The 19837-nt window shown below is 44.0% G+C and carries 17 protein-coding genes; 5 read left to right on the forward strand and 12 right to left on the reverse strand.

Annotated elements, in window-relative coordinates; translation table 11 throughout:
- Positions 1 to 140: 140 nt before the first annotated feature.
- Complete coding sequence (gloB, locus tag BGI33_RS12690; RefSeq protein ID WP_373885456.1) at positions 141 to 899, reverse strand: hydroxyacylglutathione hydrolase; 759 nt, start codon at positions 897 to 899, stop codon at positions 141 to 143.
- Positions 900 to 916: 17 nt separating this feature from the next.
- The gene (locus BGI33_RS12695) at positions 917 to 1453 is read right to left on the reverse strand and encodes an NUDIX hydrolase (protein ID WP_100091529.1); all 537 of its coding nucleotides are present in this window, start codon (positions 1451 to 1453) and stop codon (positions 917 to 919) included.
- Positions 1454 to 1575: 122 nt separating this feature from the next.
- Between BGI33_RS12695 and crcB the strand changes: the two genes are divergently transcribed.
- Positions 1576 to 1962, forward strand: a complete 387-nt coding sequence (gene crcB / locus BGI33_RS12700) for a fluoride efflux transporter CrcB (protein WP_100091530.1) — start codon at positions 1576 to 1578, stop codon at positions 1960 to 1962.
- Positions 1963 to 1980: 18 nt separating this feature from the next.
- Here the strand turns inward: crcB and BGI33_RS12705 are convergent, their stop codons facing one another.
- Together BGI33_RS12705 and BGI33_RS12710 are read right to left on the reverse strand one after the other, a co-directional pair.
- Positions 1981 to 2526 (reverse strand): GNAT family N-acetyltransferase, encoded by a 546-nt coding sequence (locus BGI33_RS12705; RefSeq protein WP_100091531.1) that lies wholly within the window; start codon positions 2524 to 2526, stop codon positions 1981 to 1983.
- 54 nt (positions 2527 to 2580) lie between these two features.
- Positions 2581 to 4209 carry an ABC-F family ATPase gene (locus BGI33_RS12710; protein WP_100091532.1) on the reverse strand — a complete coding sequence of 543 codons (1629 nt, stop codon included), beginning with the start codon at positions 4207 to 4209 and terminating at the stop codon, positions 2581 to 2583.
- A 146-nt stretch (positions 4210 to 4355) separates the two neighbouring features.
- Between BGI33_RS12710 and BGI33_RS12715 the strand changes: the two genes are divergently transcribed.
- Complete coding sequence (locus BGI33_RS12715) at positions 4356 to 5582, forward strand: chloride channel protein (protein WP_100091533.1); 1227 nt, start codon at positions 4356 to 4358, stop codon at positions 5580 to 5582.
- Between the two features lie 22 nt (positions 5583 to 5604).
- On the opposite strand, the gene hemF is transcribed toward BGI33_RS12715, so the two are convergent.
- On the reverse strand, positions 5605 to 6531 hold the full coding sequence (gene hemF / locus BGI33_RS12720; protein ID WP_100091534.1) for an oxygen-dependent coproporphyrinogen oxidase: 927 nt from the start codon (positions 6529 to 6531) through the stop codon (positions 5605 to 5607).
- Positions 6532 to 6768: 237 nt separating this feature from the next.
- On the opposite strand from hemF, the gene grxB reads away from it, so the two are divergent.
- The gene (gene grxB, locus BGI33_RS12725; protein ID WP_100091535.1) at positions 6769 to 7416 is read left to right on the forward strand and encodes a glutaredoxin 2; all 648 of its coding nucleotides are present in this window, start codon (positions 6769 to 6771) and stop codon (positions 7414 to 7416) included.
- A gap of 274 nt (positions 7417 to 7690) precedes the next feature.
- The gene (locus BGI33_RS12730) at positions 7691 to 9403 is read left to right on the forward strand and encodes a thiamine pyrophosphate-dependent enzyme (RefSeq protein ID WP_100091536.1); all 1713 of its coding nucleotides are present in this window, start codon (positions 7691 to 7693) and stop codon (positions 9401 to 9403) included.
- A gap of 246 nt (positions 9404 to 9649) precedes the next feature.
- Here the strand turns inward: BGI33_RS12730 and BGI33_RS12735 are convergent, their stop codons facing one another.
- A complete protein-coding gene (locus BGI33_RS12735; protein WP_100091537.1) occupies positions 9650 to 10423 on the reverse strand; it encodes an isocitrate lyase/PEP mutase family protein in 774 nt (257 codons plus the stop codon).
- Positions 10424 to 11194: 771 nt separating this feature from the next.
- On the opposite strand from BGI33_RS12735, the gene BGI33_RS12740 reads away from it, so the two are divergent.
- Positions 11195 to 12073, forward strand: coding sequence for a DUF723 domain-containing protein (locus BGI33_RS12740; protein ID WP_100091538.1), 879 nt, complete (start codon positions 11195 to 11197; stop codon positions 12071 to 12073).
- A gap of 150 nt (positions 12074 to 12223) precedes the next feature.
- Here BGI33_RS12740 and BGI33_RS12745 read toward each other — a convergent pair whose 3' ends face one another.
- The 6 genes from BGI33_RS12745 to BGI33_RS12770 all read right to left on the reverse strand — a co-directional run bounded on the left by BGI33_RS12745 (position 12224) and on the right by BGI33_RS12770 (position 19688).
- Positions 12224 to 14227, reverse strand: a complete 2004-nt coding sequence (locus tag BGI33_RS12745; RefSeq protein WP_100091539.1) for a transglutaminase family protein — start codon at positions 14225 to 14227, stop codon at positions 12224 to 12226.
- Positions 14221 to 15156, reverse strand: coding sequence for a DUF58 domain-containing protein (locus tag BGI33_RS12750; protein ID WP_100091540.1), 936 nt, complete (start codon positions 15154 to 15156; stop codon positions 14221 to 14223). Before BGI33_RS12750 ends, BGI33_RS12745 begins: the two co-directional genes overlap by 7 nt.
- On the reverse strand, positions 15140 to 16051 hold the full coding sequence (locus BGI33_RS12755; protein ID WP_100091541.1) for an AAA family ATPase: 912 nt from the start codon (positions 16049 to 16051) through the stop codon (positions 15140 to 15142). Before BGI33_RS12755 ends, BGI33_RS12750 begins: the two co-directional genes overlap by 17 nt.
- 218 nt (positions 16052 to 16269) lie before the next feature.
- Positions 16270 to 16767, reverse strand: a complete 498-nt coding sequence (greB, locus tag BGI33_RS12760; protein ID WP_100091542.1) for a transcription elongation factor GreB — start codon at positions 16765 to 16767, stop codon at positions 16270 to 16272.
- Positions 16768 to 16849: 82 nt separating this feature from the next.
- Entirely contained in the window at positions 16850 to 19120 is a 2271-nt protein-coding gene (locus tag BGI33_RS12765; RefSeq protein ID WP_100091543.1) for an NADP-dependent malic enzyme, read from the reverse strand.
- Between the two features lie 319 nt (positions 19121 to 19439).
- The gene (locus tag BGI33_RS12770) at positions 19440 to 19688 is read right to left on the reverse strand and encodes a helix-hairpin-helix domain-containing protein (RefSeq protein ID WP_100091544.1); all 249 of its coding nucleotides are present in this window, start codon (positions 19686 to 19688) and stop codon (positions 19440 to 19442) included.
- Positions 19689 to 19837 lie beyond the last annotated feature (149 nt).

The following is a 19837-nucleotide window of genomic DNA, read 5'->3' on the forward strand; positions in this document are numbered from 1 at the left end:
GACAGGTTGACAGGCTGAAAGCGCCATAAATCTTTCACTGGCCGATATCATCAATTGTTATCATTCAGCCCTGTTTCAACTCATATATTCCTTCATTATTATGCTGGCTCAATGATAACATGCTGTAACCTATACCGTAATCAAAAACGGTTTTTCCATTCCCGCAAACAGGTAAATACTGCCAGTGGCTCAGTGGACTGCTGCTCAGGCAATCCTTTCTGCACTACTGAAGTGATAACTGGCAGCTGGCTGGTACGCAAAAAAGGATTGATATCACGTTCATGTGCCAAACTTACCGGTAATGTGGGTAATGTTGCTGTCTGCGATAATGCCTGCCTGATTGCCGGATTATCAGGCTCTACAGCCTGAGCAAATTTTAAATTAGCTGCCGTATATTCATGTGCCGGATAGAATAAAGTATCTTGTGGCAAGCTGTTTAAGCGCTGCAAGCTGGCAAACATTTGTGCCATAGTTCCGGTAAATACCCGCCCACAACCGGCACTAAACAGCGTATCACCACAAAATACCCGTTGCTGGCCGGCAGAATCAGCCAATATATAAGCCAGATGATCAGCAGTATGACCGGGAATATGCCATACAGCTACCCGTTGTCCAAAGGCTTCAAATTCGCTACCCTCATTTACTGCCCTGTTCACCTCGGGCCACTCACCCCAACCAACAACCTCACACTGGGGATAGTGTTGCTTTAACGCTGCTACACCACCAGTATGGTCATGGTGTGCATGGGTAAGCCAGATAGCATTCAGGTTTAACGCCTGTGCAGCCAGATAATTCTTCACCACGGCCGCTTCACCCGGGTCTACTACTATTGCCTGATTCCCTTGCCGCAACAACCAGATATAATTATCCGACAAGGCTGGTAATGGAACGATTTGCATCATGGCTTACTCCTGTTTTAGCAATACAATAGCCAGTACTGTAAGGCAATCAGAGTTTTGCCGTCATGAATCTGGTTATTAGCCAATGCTGTACGCACTTCATCCCGACTTAGTAGCAATGGTTCAAGAATCTCATCTTCATCTGCTGCCAGTGCACTATTGGGCTGCACATTTTCCGCCAGATAAAGATACATTTTTTCATCACCGAAACCGGGCACAGTATAGAAAGTATGAATAAGTTTAACTTCTGCTGCGGTATAAGGGGTTTCTTCCGCCAGCTCCCGCAAGGCTGCATCAGCCGGATCCTCATTTTTGCCATCCAGCTTGCCCGCCGGAATTTCCAGTAATGCCTCTCCCACCGGATAGCGCCACTGCCTTACCAGTACCACTTTCTGTTCAGCAGTCACGGCCAGTACCGCAGCAGCGCCGGGATGCTGTACTACTACCCGCTGTGCCTGATTGCCATTCGGCAAACTGACTGTATCCTCAAACACATTTAAAAATGAACCTCGATAAATTTCTTTGCTGGTAATTTTGGTTTCGGTTAAATTCATATTAATACTTTTTACAGTGACTAAAACCCTAGCGTAGTCATTTCAGTTGCTCATAGCAATATAGGATACTGCTTTAGCGTAAAATAAATAACTCTATATCCATATTTTTTACTGAATTCATTATGTATTTATCTTTATTCGCCATCGCCAGCGGAGCTGCGCTGGGCGCCATTTTGCGCTGGCTGCTGGGTATCAGCCTGAATTCACTTCATTCCTGTCTGCCGTATGGCACCTTAGTGGCCAACTTGATCGGAGCCTATCTGATTGGCCTATCCAGTGGCCTGTTTATGCATTTAGTGAATATTGCACCCGAATGGCGATTGTTTGTCATCACCGGTTTTCTTGGCGGACTGACTACTTTTTCAACTTTTTCGCTCGAATCTGTGCAATTACTCCAGTCACAACGCTATGCTATTGCCATAACCCATATGCTGCTGCATACAGGCGGTTCCTTACTGCTCACCATACTCGGTTTACTAAGCGTACACTGGTGGCTGAAAATCGCCTGAAACAGCATCATGTGTTTATCAGCCGTCCACAGGCTGCGCTGGTGTTTCCAGAATGAGCTGGTATAGCGCCGCATCCAGCCAGTGGCCGAACTTGAAACCAATCTGCGGCAATGTGCCCACATGTTTGAAGCCAAGCTGCTCATGCAGGCCTATGCTGCCACTATTGGCTGCATCAATTACACCCATTAATACATGCATATCTGCCTTTTGTGCACGCGTAATCAGCTCCTGCATCAGCTTGCGTGCCAGCCCCTGCCGCCGGCAGTCATTGCGTACATACACACTGTGTTCTACAGTATATTTATTAGCCGGATAATCTCGGAATGCACCCCATGAAGCAAAGGCCAGCAGTTCTCCCTGCCCGTTTACTGCACCAATTACCGGACAGTTGCGCGCACGCTTGGCTGCAAACCAGCCTTCCATGAATGACAGTGAGCGCGGTTCATAATCATACAGAGCAGTAGAACCAGCAATAGTATCGTTAAAAAGTGCCAGAATGGCTGCCGCGTGTTCTTTTTCCGTACAGTCTACCAGCTTTACCGTATCATTCCTGTCTATATTCATTATCTTTCTCCCATATAAAAAAACTGCCTGTAAACACAGGCAGTCAGCACACAATCAGACCAAACCTTTTTTGGCCAGATAGCCTTCATAATCACCCAGATAATACTCAAAGCCGCCTTCACCATCCAGCTCAAGAATCTGCGTAGCCAGACTGGAAACAAACTGGCGATCATGAGATACAAACACCAGCGTACCCGGGAATTTTTCCAGCGCCATATTTAACGCTTCAATGCTTTCCATATCCATGTGGTTAGTGGGTTCATCCATCACCAGCACATTCGGTTCCTGCAAAATCAGCTTGCCATACAGCATACGGCCTTTTTCACCGCCCGACAGTACTTGCACCTGCTTGCCCACTTCATTGCTGCCAAAAAGCAAGCGCCCCAACGTACCGCGAATTACCTGCTCATCATCGCCTTCTTTACCCCACTGGCGCATCCACTCAGTTAAAGTCATCGGTACATCAAAATCATTTTCGTGGTCTTGCGGATAATAGCCTACCTGTGCTTTTTCCGCCCATTTAACTGTACCTGTATCTGCCTTGATACCTTCGTTACAGGCTTCATCGTATGCACCGGCCAGTAATTTCAGCAGAGTGGATTTACCGGCACCATTCGGGCCGATAATGGCCAGTCGTTCACCAGCATCCAGCATCAGACTTAACTTGTTAAACAATTGCCGGTCGAACCGTTTGGATAATTCCTGCACTTCCAGCGCCTGTCGGTGCAGTTTTTTCTTATCGTCAAAATTAAAGCGGATAAACGGACTCTGACGGCTGGATGGCTTCACTTCTACCATATCGGCCTTGATCTTGTCTGCCAGTTTGGCACGACTGGTTGCCTGCCGTGCCTTGGATTTATTGGCAGAAAAACGCGCCACAAACTCCTGCAATTCCTGTAGTTTTTCCTTGGCTTTGGCATTGTCTTTCAGGGTACGTTCACGAGCCTGAGTTGAAGCCAGCATATAATCATCATAATTCCCCGGATACAGTGTAATGCCACCATAATCCACATCGGCCATATAAGTGCACACTTCATTTAGGAAGTGGCGGTCGTGTGAAATAATAATCATAGTAGATTCATAGCTATTCAATACCCCTTCCAGCCAGCGAATGGTATTGATATCCAGATTATTGGTGGGTTCATCCAACAGCAGCACATCCGGTTTAGAAAACAGTGCCTGCGCCAGCAGTACGCGCAGTTTAAAGCCGGGCGCCACTTCACTCATACTGGCATTATGTAAATGCTCATCAATACCCACACCGGCAAGCAATTCGGCGGCACGTGCCTCAGCCGTATAACCGTCATACTCGGCAAACTTAGCTTCCAAATCAGCCGCGCGCATATAGTCATCTTCAGTAGCATCTGGATTGGCATAGATAGCATCACGCTCTGTCATAGCTGCCCACATTTCCGTATGCCCCATCAACACCACGTCCAGCACCCGCATATCTTCATATGCAAACTGATCCTGACGCAGCTTACCCAGCCGCAACCCCTGATCGATGGCAACTTCACCACTGCTAGGTTCCAGATCACCACCCAGAATTTTCATAAAAGTTGATTTACCTGATCCGTTGGCACCAATCAAACCATAACGATGGCCGCCACCGAATTTCACTGACACATTTTCAAACAATGGCTTAGCGCCAAACTGCATCGTAATATTATTGGTACTGATCACAGGAATGTTTCCTTTAAAATCCTGACAAAATAGCTTAATTTTAGCACAGACACATGCCAAAATTCGGCAATCCCTGTACTGACGTTTACAATATAGTCATTTAAAATATAAAAAACACTTTTTATCTACTACAAATTCATAGTGATATGGCCAAATTAAGCCCTAAACTAATAGCCTTATTATTGCTCTGTGGTGCCATTGCAGGTGTGGCCGGCATGGCGCTTATCGGCTTATTGCATCTTATTCAGCAGATAGTTTACGGAATTTCCCGCGTTAATGGCATCACTTTTCGTAACATAGTCGAACAAACCAGCGCTACACATCGGCTACTGGCCTTAAGCGGCTGTGGCGTGGTTGCCGGCACAGGTTGGTTCTTACTACACCGTTATGCTTCCAAACTGGTTGATATCAAACAGGCAATCGGTAACAGTGCCACGCCTATACCACTAACTACCACCTTGATTCATGGCCTGCTCCAGATATTTACCGTAGGTATGGGTTCTCCCCTTGGACGTGAAACAGCACCACGTGAAATCAGTTCGGCACTTGCTGATTATATTAGCCGTCGCTTATCTATCAGCACTGAGGAGCGCAAAATCCTGCTGGCCTGTAGTGCGGCTGCCGGTCTAGCTGCAGTTTTTGATGTGCCACTAGCCGGTGCCCTCTTTGCGCTGGAAACCTTACTATTCAGTTTTCAGCGTAATCATGTTATCGCTGCTTTAATCTGCTGTACGACTGCTGCCTGGGTCGCCCGTCTGGGGTTAGGCAGCTTGCCAGCCTATCAGCTACCAGTCTTTACTTTGAACAGCCCTCTATTAATTTGGGCACTGCTGCTCGGCCCGGTAATCGTTGCCAGCTCATGGTTGTTACAACGCCAGCTGGCCTACTGTAAACCAGCCGCTCGTAGTAATCCCAAACTGATTTTTATCAGTATAGCTGCTTTTATATTAATTGGTGTCATGGCTATATGGTTACCAGAAATACTGGGTAATGGCAAAGCCGGTAACGAACTGTTGTTTAATGACAGTATTGGCTGGCATTACGCTCTGGCACTGCTAATCAGCAAATGGCTGGCACTGCTGCTGGCAACCCGTGGCGGCGCTTATGGTGGCTTTATTACCCCCTCAATGATGCTCGGCGGGCTCATCGCATTACTGGCAGCCACAGCATGGAACAGCGTACTACCATCAGTGCCCGTTATTGCCGCAGTGGTGACTGGCGCCACCGTTTTTCTGGCCATACAGCAAAAAATGCCCCTCACCGCCATATTATTTGTACTGGAAATAACCAATATCACACCAGACTTTATCATGCCTGTGAGCCTGTGTCTGCTTACCGCATTACCCTGCCAACAGCTCTTAAACAAACAGTAAACCAAAAGGATTCGCTATCAGCCTAAACCGGACAGGTTTCGGCTTCTGCCAGCCAATCGTGTATACGCAAATATTCTGCCAACTGGGTTTCAGCAGAACCCATTCCTGGTTCGTACTGGTATTCAAAGCGGGCTAAAGGCGGCATTGACATCAGAATTGACTCAGTGCGTCCGCCGGCATGCAAACCAAACTGCGTACCGCGGTCGCACAACAGATTAAATTCAATATAGCGCCCGCGCCGGTATAACTGAAATTGTCGCTCCCGTTCTCCATAAATCATATTTTTACGTCGTGCCACAATAGGCAGGTATGCCTGTAAATAAGCTGCACTTACCGTCTGTACAAAAGCAAAACACTGTGCAAAATCCCAACGGTTTAAATCATCAAAAAATAAACCGCCCACACCTCGTTGCTCCTGCCGATGTGGTAGATAAAAATAACGATCACACCACTCTTTAAATTCGGTATATACCGTTGTACCAAATGGCAAACACGCCTCACGCGCCACCTGATGCCAATGCACCACATCTTCCGTAAATGGATAAAATGGCGTCAGATCAAAACCTCCGCCAAACCACCAAACCGGCTTGGCCTGTTCAGGATAGGCCACAAACAGACGCACATTGGCATGGCTAGTTGGAACATATGGATTACGCGGATGTACTACCAGTGATATCCCCATGGCTTCATACGGAGCACCAACCAGATACTGGCGTTGCTGTGTTGCTGAAACTGGCATCGCTTTACCCGTTACATGGGAAAAATTTACGCCAGCCTGCTCAAACACAGCACCGTCTTTCAGCACCATACTGCATCCCTTGCCCAGACCACCAGACCATTCATCTGCCACAAACCCCGCAGCACCATCCTCCTGTGTCAGAGCTTCAGTTAAACTTGCCTGTAAATTTTTAAAAAAATTTAAAACTTGATTAAACTCATCACAACTCATGAAAAAACCGTGAACTAAAATTAATTAATATATGTATAATATCAATTAATTCTTATTAAAAAATAATTCAAAAAACCAGATTTTTTAAAATTAAAAATATTATGTAAAGAAAGTATTTTACTGCACATTTATCATCATCAAGAGGCTAATTACAACATTCATACCTAATAAATGTGTTCCAGACAGCGCAAACAGCATCTCTTTAATTCACACAATATACTAAACAAGGAAACCAGAATGAAACTTTATCTTTATGACCATTGCCCCTACTGTGTACGTGTCCGCATGATATGTGGTAAAAAAATCGTACCAGTAGAAAATATTTACCTGCTCAACGATGATGAAGACACACCTAATAAACTAATCGGCACGAAAATGGTACCGATTTTGATGAAAGACGATGGCAGTGCCATGGGTGAAAGCATGGATATTGTGCACTATATCGACCAGCTTGCCGGTGATACTTTATTAAACAGCACAGTTCGCCCCGAAATTGAAGGCTGGATAAAAATTGTAGATACTTACCGCAATTTCCTTACCTTGCCGCGCTGCATCAGTATTAATCTGCCCGAATTTGCAACTCAAAGTGCCATAGATTATTTTGTTAACAAAAAAACAGCTATCTATGGCGATTTTCAACAACATCTGCTTAACAGCCAAATCTATATTAAGCGCCTGAGTGCCGATTTGATTGCATTGTCACCATTACTTATCAGCGATTGCGGTGCCAGCGGTACATTTGGCATAGAAGATATTCTGTTATTTCCATTACTGCGCAATCTGACCATGGTTAAAGGTGTTGAATGGACGGCACCAGTACTTGACTACATGCACAGCATCAGCCGCATTACTCGAATTCCGCTGTTTGATGACCGAGTCATCTAAAATTTCTTCTTTGTCCTAATTGGCAGGCGATACTATGTATCGGCTGCCTTTTTTATTAGATGATATTCATAAATATCAACTTATAATGAGTTTACCAACATTCTAGTGTTGCAAATTACTCACTGCCACAATAAATATTGATAAAAGATTAACATTCTGCTTAAATTTACTGTATACATAAACAATATAGAAAATATAACCATGTGATTATCAAGAAAACTATTTATTCATTTTCTATCTATTAATGAATAATCAACTTTAGAGAAAATACATCATGTTTAAAACCAAAACCGTTTCAGAAGTACTGATTGATGTACTGACCGCAGCAGGAGTAAGCAACTGCTATGGCATCATCGGTGACACCCTAAATTTTGTCGGCAAGGCCATCGAAAAAAGCAGCATTAACTGGATACATACCCGCCATGAAGAAGCTGCTGCATTTGCCGCCGGTGCTGAAGCCTTGATTACCAATAAACTCACCGCCTGTGCCGGTTCATGTGGTCCTGGCAGCCTGCATCTGATTAACGGTCTGTACGAATCCAATCGCAACAATGCTCCTGTCATTGTGATTGCCAGCCAACTGGCGGCCACATCAATGGGTACTGGATTTCCTCAGGAAGTGGATTTCCTCAAAGTTTATCAGGACACCAGCGTATTCTGTCAGATGGTTAATCAGCCACAGCAAGCACAGCGTATCTTCATCCAGGCAGCTCAGACAGCAATTAATAAGCGCGGCGTAGCCGTTGTTATCCTTCCCAGCGACATCAGCAAAATGGAAGTAGTCGAACAACCGATAAAAATCTGGCAGCCGCAGCCAGTTACCCGCCCGAATGATAATGAAATCGAAGAACTGGTTAAAGCCATCAATCAGGGTAATAAAATCACCATTTATGCCGGTTATGGTAGTAAAGATGCGCATAACGAAGTGATTGCCCTGGCTGAAAAACTTAAGGCACCAGTTGTACACACTTCACGCGCCAAGGACAGTATTGCCTGGGAAAACCCCTATCAAATAGGCATGACCGGCATGTTTGGCACCAAAGCCGGCTATGAAGCAGTCAAAAACTGCGACACCTTATTATTACTTGGCTGCGGCTTTGCATGGGCAGAATACTATCCAGAAAACGCTAACATAATCCAGATTGATCACGATGCGACTCAACTAGGTTTACGTCATCCAATCAGCCTGGGACTGGTAGGCGATATTAAAACTACCCTGCAAACTGTTTTACCCAAAATTCAGCCACATAGCGACAGCAGTTTTCTGGATCACCATACCGCTTTATTTACCAAAATCATGGATAAATATGAAGCTTATGCCACACCAGACGACAAACATCCAATTCATCCGCAACAACTGATTGAACTGATAGACAAGCATGCCGACGACGATGCCCTGATTACCGCTGACGTGGGCACTCCTATGTTATGGGGTGCACGCTACCTGACCATGAACGGTAAGCGACGTTTTCTTACCAGCCTGAAACATGGCACCATGTCAAACGGCATGCCTCAGGCTTATGGATTGCAGAAAGCTTTCCCAGCACGGCAAGTAATTTCCTTATCTGGTGATGGTGGCCTAGCCATGCTGATGGGTGACCTGCTTACCGCCAAACAGGAAAATCTGCCGATTAAAATAGTTGTTTTCAACAACAGCTCCCTCAATTTTGTTGAACAGGAACAAAAAGGCGAAGGACTTGTAGAAGTATTTGTTGATTTGAAAAATGGTGATTTTAAAACCATTGCCGAAGGCTGTGGCTTCAGCGCCCAGAGTGTCAGCAAATCTTCCGAACTGGAAGCCGCAGTACAAACCTTTCTGGCACATAAAGGCCCCGCTCTGCTGGATGTCGTAATCAGCGATAAAGAACTGATGCTGCCGCCAGCAATCAGCTATGAGAATGTGAAAAACATGGTTTGGTATGGTTCCAAGGCCATACTTGAAGGCAAAGGCAAAGACGTTATCGACATGATAAAGAATAATATCTGAACTTACCAAACACAGGCTCACTGCTTAGACTTTACCATAGCAGTGGGCTTTATTTATCGCTGCAAGTATGCAAGTGCTGCTGCATAACTTCCATATCAATACCAGCTTATCAGGAGTACATACTGAATCTGCTCGCCAGCTTACAATAGTATTTATAAAATATGAAACAATGAAAGGATATTAATTTAAAATATTTAGAACATTAATATGCTTTAATTCTGCATATCAAGTTTAGTAATATTCAAATCAGCTGTTGCTATCCGCACTGAAAATATCATCAAAAGATTGATTGCCCATAACCCTACCAAGTTTATGTTTAAGTATCGTAGATATATTAGAAAATAAACAATCTCCCATGCTGATCCGTTTAACACCTAACTCTTTGAGCTTTTCAAAACCAGGTAGATCAGGCATAGCCATAACATTAATAGGTAACCGAGATTTATCTACAAGAAATTTAATATCTGATTCATGCACTAAACAAGGGATAAAAATTCCATCAGCACCAGCTTTTGTATACAGTTCAATGCGTTTTTGGGTTTCATCCAGCTTATTCGGAACATTTAATAAATAAGTATCTGTTCGGATATTAAGAAAAATATTTAGATTAGCTTCATTAAGTCTGCTTTTAACCTCATGAATAATATTAGCGAAGCTTTTACCATCAACCAGTATTCGTTCTTCATTCACAATACTATCCTCAAGATTAATTCCTGCAATTCCATATGTAGCCAGCTCCTTAATATTATTGACTATTTCAGTTGGTATTCTGCTATACCCTGCCTCCATATCAACTGAAAGAGGTAAAGATGTGTTATCAGCAATTCTTTGTATAACATAACACAACTCCTTAAATTGCATCTTTTCTCCATCTTCATAGCCAAGCATACAAGCAATCGCAGCACTGGAAGTACCAATAGCCTGAAAACCTAGTTTTTCGGCTATCCTGGCACTATTTGCATCCCAAACATTACATAGTATTAAAGGATAAGAATTTTTATGTAATTCATTAAATGTCATAATAAAACCTCAGAAGTTATTGATGACATTAATAATAGAATTAATAAATTGAATACGACAACCTAAGAATTGACAAGTATTTTTTTATTTAGAGCACTAATCACATATAGCATTGATTATTAAACATTATGTACTATAAAATAAATAAGACTACTGAAACTTTCAACCCAGCGGCGATTTGCATCAAAGTCATTTTCAATATCATTCAAAAACAAAAAAATATTCCTGATACATTATTTTATCCATATAAATATTACAGCATTAAATGATTAATTTCAGATACAAAAGTACTCAAGCTATTCTGAATTATTCATCTGCCTGAGTAGCCGGCAATCAGCCTCAAGTATAAAAAGATAAATACTTCATTTTTAACAACACTCAATCTAAATTTAATAACCATTAAAATCATATAGTTAAACATTAACACTAATTAATCCTTTTCAATCAAAATAATTTAAAGTATTGTTATTTCTTAACCTTTATTCAACATGAATAAAGGTTATCTGTCAGCAGGGTTTTCGAACAGTCAGGCATTTTTGACAATGCGGGAAAACTTCTGGCTCTAAGATTAATATGATCATTCAACGCTGTAATAGACTACCCAGCCATTGATATAGAATCAATAGCTGGGTAGTTTTCGCTTTACCATGTTTATATTTAGATGCTGCAATGTCAGTCTGAAAATAATCAGACACTTGAAACTTTTGACCTTTTATATAGGTAATTTTATAATAAGCTAAAGTAAAGAAATTGCAAAGGAGGTATATATAAATGCCGGCAAAGGTGACATTTACAGAGGCTAAAAACTTATACGAATCAAAATTTCCAAATAATAAACTGATTAAGTTTGAATCAGCATCAAGACCTTGTTCTATATTATGTTACAAACATGGCTTGGTAGAAGATTTAGGTTTCAGGAATTTAAGGCTCTCCAAATTTGGTTGTCCTAAATGTGCACGGGATCATCGTAGGCGAGGCGTTGACGCTAAAATTAAGCAGTATTTAGATATGAATTCTAGTAAACGTTTAAATAAGGTTAAGAAATTTGGTGATACCGTACCTCGTAGAACAGATAAAACCAGACGGATCAAGTCCTGTACCTTAGCAGAATCTCCGGTGGAGTATAGTAGTAAAGGATCTACTGCCAAACACGCTTTAAGTAATAAAGCGCGTACTGGGCAACTTTCTTCATCTCATGTACAGCCAGTATTCGATGATAAGCCAGAAGATTTACCAAAAAACAACTTTGCTCTAGTACCGTATCATAGTGATGTAAAAGTGGCTGCCGGATTAGGGCGTTTTAATAATACTCTTGAAACTTTGCCTATTCCTTTAAGTCTACCTGAGCTACAAAAGTTAGGCGTTCAACCAAATAACATTATTTGTTGTCGAGTTCCTGATGATAGTATGGATCCAATACTACAAGATGGTGCTTTGGTAGGAATTGATACGGCGGAAACTGAGATTCGTAGTGGAAAAATTTATGCGTTTATTGACAATGATGGTTGGTCGTATATAAGAATTTTAGTTAAGACGGACGATTCTCGTATAAAGATTCATAGTTACAATTATTCTTATGAAACAGAGATAGTTATTCCTGAATCAATTCGTGTTATTGGCCGTTTGTTCTGGGCTGCCTCAATATTTTAGGCAAATTGTAATCAATTGCTGCATCAAGTACGCCATCTTATGCATTACAAATATTCAAAATATTGACCAATGCTTCAGGTTTGACAGGATTTACCTATCTACTTAGCTACCGAACAGGGTTCACCTAAAAACATATAGATGCTTTAATTATCACGATAACCGGCGAACAGCCTGCTTTACTTTACGATACCATGCACGCTGTTGCCGTTTTTCCGGCATACCGGCAGCTCCATACTGCCAATTAATATATTGAGCCAGTAAAGCAGCCAAACTATCATTAAGTAAACCATGTTCAGCCAGAATAGCCTGTAGTTCCAGCGGGCCGATGGCCGATAACTCCGTCTCGTCCCCTTCTATAACAGCCTGCTTAAGCAGATTGATACCATCAGTCAATGGCTGCGCCTGCATATTTCCCTGCTTACGCAGCCAGATAATCAGTGGCAGCGCAGTAATCATAATCGCAATCGCAATCACCAGTAACAATGCTGACTTGGGTATATCTTTTAACTTAAGCCAGTCCAGTATCGAATTTTGGCGGCCAGAGTCATAGTTAACTACCCATTGCTGCCAGTAAAACTGGCCTTTATCCAGATATTTTTGTAATAATGGATAAGGTGAAGACAAACCAGCTCGCTGTTCTGCTGGCAAAGCATTTTCCACCCCGTTTTCCACCCGTACTGATGAAACAGCACTGGTTGGGTCTACCCGCTGCCATTTACCTTTTTCTGCTATCCAGATTTCTGTCCATGCATGAGCGTCCTTACTGCGAATCTGCCAGAACTTTTCATCAGGATGGTATTCGCCTCCCTGATAGCCAATCACAATTCGTGCCGGAACACCTACCGCACGCGCCAGCCATACAGTAGCATCTGCATAGTCTTCACAAAAACCTTCTTGACTACTAAATAAAAAATAGTCGGTTTTATTCAGAGATTCATGACTGCGTTTTGGTGTTAGCGTATATTGAAAACCACCATTACGAAAATAAGCCAGTATATGGCGGATAAATTCCTCACTGCTGTTGGACTTCTTAGCCAATTGTTGCGCCAGCCGGCGGGTTTCAGGATTAAGTCTGGCCGGCAGTTGGGTATAGTAATTCAGCAAACTCCGATCCATTTGCTGATGCAGATAAGGTACCAGCTGAGAATATAAATGCACCCGGCGCAAGCCTTCCCGACTTTTATTCACCCGTACCACATTTCCCACCCGCCGGCTTAAATCAGACTGACTGTCTGCCAGTGGCTGATCCAGCGCCGGTATACGACCATGATCATCCTGAATAATCAGCTGATAGCCCACCAGCCTGCTATCAGGTCGCTGTGCTAAAACAGCCCTGTCTGACAACTGCAAAGTATCTTCATCGGTATACTGTTCTTTCACAGCATGCCACTGCCCGTCCTGATTATTACCCATCACCATCACGCGCCAGTATAGATCGGCATTGCGAGGCATCACATCATTATCAAAAGTAACATTAAACGCCAGTGCATTACTCGGAATCAGATTACTGATACTGCCAGCGTCAAGCGTATCTGATAACCCAGTTATGGAAGATTGCTGTGGCTGCGGTACACCCCATAATGGCGCATCCTTGCGCGGTACCACCATAAACAGAATCACGGCCAGCGGAAAAGACAGAACCAAAACCAGTGCGCCCTGCCGCATAGCGGCAACCGGATTAATACCAGCCAGTAAGCCCAGCGAAGAAATCAGGCAGAATAAAGCCGCAATCAGCCATGGTGCCATCAGCATGCTTTGATTAAACAGCAGGCCGCCACCCATTAAGATCAGCTGTGCCAGTAACAATATCTGCCAGTCGCGCAGAGTTTCGCCCTCAAAAGCCTTAAGGACAATCATCAGCATCAGCAGCGAAACACTGGCATCGCGGCCTATAATTGTTCCAATACGAAAATATACCCATACAGCAGTAGCCACCAGCAATAACACCAGTGCCCACAGCGGCAGCTTTTTAACATTGGTAAAAAGCAGGGCTACACGCACAATCAACAGCACAGCAAATGCGGCGCCTACGCTCAGTGGCAAATCAAATAATAAAGGTAAAGCTACCCACGCCAGCATCAGCAATAAAATAAACTGCGTACGTACCGGAGGAGATTTACGTAAAAAAATCGGATCAGCAAGCCACATCACCATCTACCCAAAGCATTCAGACATTGTGTCCGCTGAGCAGTAGCTGCCTCATAGCGCTGCCGCGGTAATTCCAGTATATACTTTTCTCCACTGACATCTGCTGCCAGAACACGATAACACATCATACTGGCCATTTTTTCCAGACTGGTACCCTGCGGATAATCACGATAGGAAATCAGCAGTGGCTGTACCTGCGTACTACCCTGCTCAAAATACTTATCCAGTAAATCACCTGTTTTGGCATAGTGCTTCCATGCAATCTGTCGCGGTGAAGTGGTATTCTGATGTGGCAGCAAATATGCCGGGTCCTGACCGCTCAAACTGATTTGTGTACTCTGCTCATCGCCACTGGCTCTTGCCGTAGGGATATTGTGCTCAACGGGTTCGGGAAAAATCACAATCTCATCAGTAAATTCCCAATGTGTTTTAATCATCAGCAACCCAAATGGTGCCATACTGGCACCAGCCAGCATCAGCGTGGGCAGAATCCCGCGCCGCTGTGGTGGTAATGTCCAGACAAAATCTGTATTTTCGGGTGTAATCGTCCATAACTGCCAGTCGCTGGCGGTACCGGTTATCTCCTGTGCTGTTTGCAGCCACAACCAGCGCGTGCGTTTACAGCTATCACAGGCACGTAAAGTCAACACACAATCTTTACCGGCAAAGTATTCCTGCTGCGGCACAATAGCCAGTACCAGCCCAGTAAGCTGACGTATACCGGCAAGTGCACCAAACAGCAATATACCCAGTAACCAGAATACCAGCGCATAGGCCACATTTACCTGATAATTAACCGCCATAATCCACAACAGAATACAGGCGATAGCCAGTCCCCAGCCCATGCGTGTCAGATTAATGCGCACATTACGGGCACGCAAAGCAGTATGCCCATCAATAAGCGTGGGTGCCGGTACCTCAGACCACTGCAACATAATCCAGCATCTCGGTGAGCAGCGTACTGCTTCTGGCTTGACTTTGTAAAGGTTGCAGACGGTGCGCAGCCACTGCTACCCATACTGCCTTCACATCTTCCGGTACCACATGTGCCCGCCCATGCACCCAGGCATAAGCCTTGGCTGCCTGCACGACAGCCAATCCGGCACGCGGGCTGAGGCCAACAGCAAACGTACCCGGTGTGCGCGTGGCCGCTACCAGACGGTAAACATAATCTGCCGCTGCCGCAGATAAATTAACTTTAGCTACTTCCGCCTGCCACTGCTGCAATATTTCCCCATTGCAGACAGCTTTAAGACGCGGTACAAACTGACGACGCCCGCCTGAAAGATAGAGCTGCTTTTCTTCTTTTTCTGCCGGATAGCCAATACTCAGACACATCATAAAGCGATCCAACTGCGATTCAGGCAGGGGATATGTACCCAGTTGTTCAGTTGGATTCTGGGTAGCAACTACCAGAAACGGCTTTGGCAGTGCATAGGTTTTACCATCTACAGATACCTGTCCTTCTTCCATCGCTTCCAGTAAAGCCGATTGCAGCTTGGGCGAAGCACGGTTAATTTCATCTGCGAGTAAAAAAGAATTAAAAACTGGCCCCGGATGAAAAATAAATTCACTGGTTTTCGGCTGAAAAACACTTACACCAAGTAAATCAGCAGGCAGCATATCGTTAGTAAACTGTACACGCTGATAATTTAATCCCAATACGGCGGCCAGTGCGTGTGCCAGTGTAGTTTTGCCAACACCTGGCACATCTTCAAGCAAAATATGCCCGCGCGCCAGCACACAGGTAACAATCTGTATCAATAATTGCTGCTTACCCAGAATCAGAGCATTGAGCTGTTTGAAAATTGGTTCAAGTTTTGGATTCATGTTTTAACGCAGTTGTAAGAAAAAATCCGGCAGCATCATCAAACATGGACATACTGCGGTAACAATTAATAATAAACCCTGCAATACTTACACCATCATTGCTTAATACCAACATTATCTGAAAACATACACGCTTTACCGCAATAGCTCAGACTATAAATGCCATATAAAAGCAAAATTACTAACTAGATTTAACATTATGCATGATTAAGAGCAGATTAATCAATGCGAACATACTCTACTGCCAGTATTTCAATATTTTCCACACCATCAGGACCATGCAAACGTACTTCATCGCCCTCATGTGCTTTCAGCAAAGTACGCGCTAACGGTGATACCCATGAAATTTTATTCCGCGCAGTATCAATCTCATCTGTACCCACAATATGCACGGTCTGCTCCTGCCCGTTTCCGCGCAAAATGGTTACCGTCGCACTAAAAAACACCTGATCACTGGCTTCACGTGTCTCTGGGTCAATCACCTGTGCGGCTTCCAGCCGTTTGGTTAAAAAACGAATCCGGCGGTCGATTTCACGCAACCTGCGCTTACCATACAGATAATCACCATTTTCACTGCGGTCGCCATTACCGGCGGCCCAGTTCACTACATTCACTATTTCCGGACGCTCCTTATGAACCAACTGATAAAGTTCATCCTGCAAAGCCTGATGGCCAGCAGGAGTAATGTAATTGGGCGCTGTCGGCACATTAGCCATAGTGTATCTCCCTAATTGATACAAAAACAGGCTGTCTGAAAAAATACAGACAGCCTGCTTGATTTTACAACAAACTCAGCGATTATTTACGCTGTGCATCCACTGCTGCCAAAGCTACCATATTGACAATACGGCGTACAGAAGCCATTGGCGTAACAATGTGTACAGATTCATTCATACCCATCAGAATCGGGCCAATAGTGACGCCATTAGATGAAGTACGCAACAGATTGTAACTAATATTAGCCGCCTCAACATTTGGCATTACCAACAGATTAGCTGCGCCCTTGAGCTCGCAATCTGGCATCAGTTTCTGACGCAGTTTTTCGTCCAGAGCCAAATCACCCTGCATTTCACCATCAACATTCAGCTCAGGATCGGCTTCTTTAATCAAAGCCAGCGCTTGCTGCATTTTACTGCTGCTTGGTTGATTCAGTGAACCAAAGTTGGAATTGGACAATAAGGCTACTTTAGGTTCAATACCGAAGCGTTTCATTTCCTTAACACACATCAGTGTATTAGCAGCAATCTGCTCGGCAGTAGGCTCTGGATTAACATAAGTATCAGCAATGAACATATTGCCTGAAGTCATAATCAAAGCATTCATGGCACAAGCATTGTGCTCAGGATTGTTATAACCAATAACTTCTTCCAGAATATTGAAATGGTCATGGAAGCGGCCTACCGTACCACACAACAACGCATCAGCACTGCCCATGCGTACCAGCATAGCACCAATCAGAGTAGAGCTGCTAATCATGCGGCGACGAGCCATTTCCTCAGTTACACCATGGCGTTTACGTAGCTGATAATAAGCCTGCCAGTACTCGCGGTAACGCGGATCATCCTGATTATTAACAATTTCAAAATCTTTGCCCGGCTGAATAGTCAGCCCCAGCTGTTTCGAACGCGCTTCAATGACTGCCGGCCGGCCAATAAGAATCGGAAAAGCCAGTTTGTGGTTAACAATATGCTGGGTAGCATGCAGAACACGCTCATCTTCACCCTCACATAACACCACACGTTTAAGCTCTTTCTTAGCCTGAGAAAATACCGGTTTCATAAACAGGCTGGACTTATAGACAAACTGACTCAGTTTTTCTACATAAGCATCCATGTCGTCAATCGGACGGGTAGCCACACCAGAATCCATAGCCGCTTTAGCTACAGCAGGAGCCACCACAGCAATCAGACGAGGGTCAAATGGCTTCGGAATCAGATATTCACGTCCAAAAGACAGCTCGGCATTACCATAAGCAGCAGATACTTCATCACTCAGCTCGGCCTTGGCCAGTTCAGCAATGGCATGCACACAGGCCAGCTTCATCTGTTCATTAATGGTGGTGGCGCCTACATCCAGCGCGCCGCGGAAAATAAACGGGAAGCACAATACATTATTTACCTGATTCGGGAAATCAGAACGACCAGTACCGATTACAGCATCTGGTCGGGCAGCTTTGGCTTCCGGCGGCCAGATTTCCGGTGTCGGATTGGCCATGGCCAGAATAATCGGGTCTTTGGCCATGGTATTGAGCATATCTACGCTCAATACATTCGGACCAGACAAGCCCAGGAAAATATCTTTACCATGAACAGCATCAGCAAGGTTACGCTGACCATTATCCGCAATGGCAAACAGTTTTTTCGATTCCACCATGTTTTCTTCGCGATTCTGATAAATAACACCTTTGGAATCGCACACAGTGATATTTTCACGCTTCATACCCAGCGCAACCAGAAGTTCCAGACAGGCAATAGCCGCTGCACCTGCGCCAGAGCACACCAGCTTAACCTCGCCAATGTCTTTGCCGACAACTTCAAGGCCGTTTTTAATCGCTGCGGCAGTAATAATTGCCGTACCATGCTGGTCGTCATGGAATACAGGAATATTGCAGCGCTCGCGCAGTTTTTTCTCAATATAGAAACATTCAGGGGCTTTAATGTCTTCAAGGTTAATACCGCCAAATGTCGGCTCCAGCGAAGCAATAATATCTACCAGCTTATCCGGATCAGTTTCATTAACCTCAATGTCAAATACATCAATACCGCCAAATTTCTTGAACAGTACACCCTTACCTTCCATTACCGGCTTACCGGCCAGTGCACCAATATTGCCCAGCCCCAGTACCGCCGTACCATTCGAAATCACAGCAACCAGATTACCACGTGCCGTATATTTGTATGCATTCAGGGGGTCACGGTGAATTTCCATACATGGCGCAGCCACACCCGGTGAATAGGCCAATGACAAATCATATTGAGTAGCCAGTGGTTTGGTTGGCGTAACCTGAATTTTACCGGGACGGGGTTCTTCGTGAAAATGTAATGCTGCTTCTTTGATTAATTCATCCATATCTGTTCTCAGTCTTAGGTTTTTCAACACCAGTAAGCTGTTCTTGAAAGAGCGCGCTAAAAGTCATTTTTATCTGAGCAATTTATTAAACATGGCCAAGATAAAGGTTATTCACATTATAGCGTTATTTAACAAAATCATGCACCGCTTTATTATCAGTATAATCAACTGCCATTAATTGTAAGTGCATGACCCATCCCATTTCACCAGCCTGAATAGAGACAATTATTTTGTAATACTAAAACTGCATATCCCGGTTTCTGCCGGCAAGTCAGCCCAAAATAACCAAAATCATTTATTTTGATTTACGCATAAACTTTCAGGACTGGTTCTCAATATTCCTGCGAGCAAAATCTACTGCCATACTGATAGCAGTTTTGGCTTGTGGGCTATTTTTCCAGCAACTGCTGCCAACCAGACTGGCTGCCTGCTCAGTAATATCCTGAGGATTTGCCTGTGCCAGTTTTGCCAATGAATCAATGCCCATTTGCTCCAAACGCAAAATCACTTTTTCCCCAACCCCTTTTACCGTCAACAACACTGCTTTTTCAGTTGCATTAAATGCCATTTAACCTCCGTCTATTTACTCATGATTAATCTAAATATAGAAAAATTAGTAGATATTAAACAACTCGGCAAAGTATGACTAACCAAAGGTAATGCAATTTACCGGATAAATCACCACAAATAAATGATAACAAAAAAAGAGCGAGTATT

It is taken from the genome of Snodgrassella alvi, assembly GCF_002777425.1.
Taxonomy (GTDB): domain Bacteria; phylum Pseudomonadota; class Gammaproteobacteria; order Burkholderiales; family Neisseriaceae; genus Snodgrassella; species Snodgrassella alvi_B.

What these genes read in the sequence shown, in the direction of transcription:
- BGI33_RS12765 (WP_100091543.1), bottom strand. Translation starts at nt 19,120, where the DNA reads ATGGATGAATTAATCAAAGAAGCAGCATTACATTTTCACGAAGAACCC.
- BGI33_RS12735 (WP_100091537.1), bottom strand. Translation starts at nt 10,423, where the DNA reads ATGACATTTAATGAATTACATAAAAATTCTTATCCTTTAATACTATGT.
- BGI33_RS12715 (WP_100091533.1), top strand. Translation starts at nt 4,356, where the DNA reads ATGGCCAAATTAAGCCCTAAACTAATAGCCTTATTATTGCTCTGTGGT.
- BGI33_RS12770 (WP_100091544.1), bottom strand. Translation starts at nt 19,688, where the DNA reads ATGGCATTTAATGCAACTGAAAAAGCAGTGTTGTTGACGGTAAAAGGG.
- grxB (WP_100091535.1), top strand. Translation starts at nt 6,769, where the DNA reads ATGAAACTTTATCTTTATGACCATTGCCCCTACTGTGTACGTGTCCGC.
- gloB (WP_373885456.1), bottom strand. Translation starts at nt 899, where the DNA reads ATGCAAATCGTTCCATTACCAGCCTTGTCGGATAATTATATCTGGTTG.
- hemF (WP_100091534.1), bottom strand. Translation starts at nt 6,531, where the DNA reads ATGAGTTGTGATGAGTTTAATCAAGTTTTAAATTTTTTTAAAAATTTA.
- BGI33_RS12745 (WP_100091539.1), bottom strand. Translation starts at nt 14,227, where the DNA reads ATGGTGATGTGGCTTGCTGATCCGATTTTTTTACGTAAATCTCCTCCG.
- BGI33_RS12705 (WP_100091531.1), bottom strand. Translation starts at nt 2,526, where the DNA reads ATGAATATAGACAGGAATGATACGGTAAAGCTGGTAGACTGTACGGAA.
- crcB (WP_100091530.1), top strand. Translation starts at nt 1,576, where the DNA reads ATGTATTTATCTTTATTCGCCATCGCCAGCGGAGCTGCGCTGGGCGCC.
- BGI33_RS12730 (WP_100091536.1), top strand. Translation starts at nt 7,691, where the DNA reads ATGTTTAAAACCAAAACCGTTTCAGAAGTACTGATTGATGTACTGACC.
- BGI33_RS12755 (WP_100091541.1), bottom strand. Translation starts at nt 16,051, where the DNA reads ATGAATCCAAAACTTGAACCAATTTTCAAACAGCTCAATGCTCTGATT.
- BGI33_RS12750 (WP_100091540.1), bottom strand. Translation starts at nt 15,156, where the DNA reads ATGTTGCAGTGGTCTGAGGTACCGGCACCCACGCTTATTGATGGGCAT.
- BGI33_RS12740 (WP_100091538.1), top strand. Translation starts at nt 11,195, where the DNA reads ATGCCGGCAAAGGTGACATTTACAGAGGCTAAAAACTTATACGAATCA.
- greB (WP_100091542.1), bottom strand. Translation starts at nt 16,767, where the DNA reads ATGGCTAATGTGCCGACAGCGCCCAATTACATTACTCCTGCTGGCCAT.
- BGI33_RS12695 (WP_100091529.1), bottom strand. Translation starts at nt 1,453, where the DNA reads ATGAATTTAACCGAAACCAAAATTACCAGCAAAGAAATTTATCGAGGT.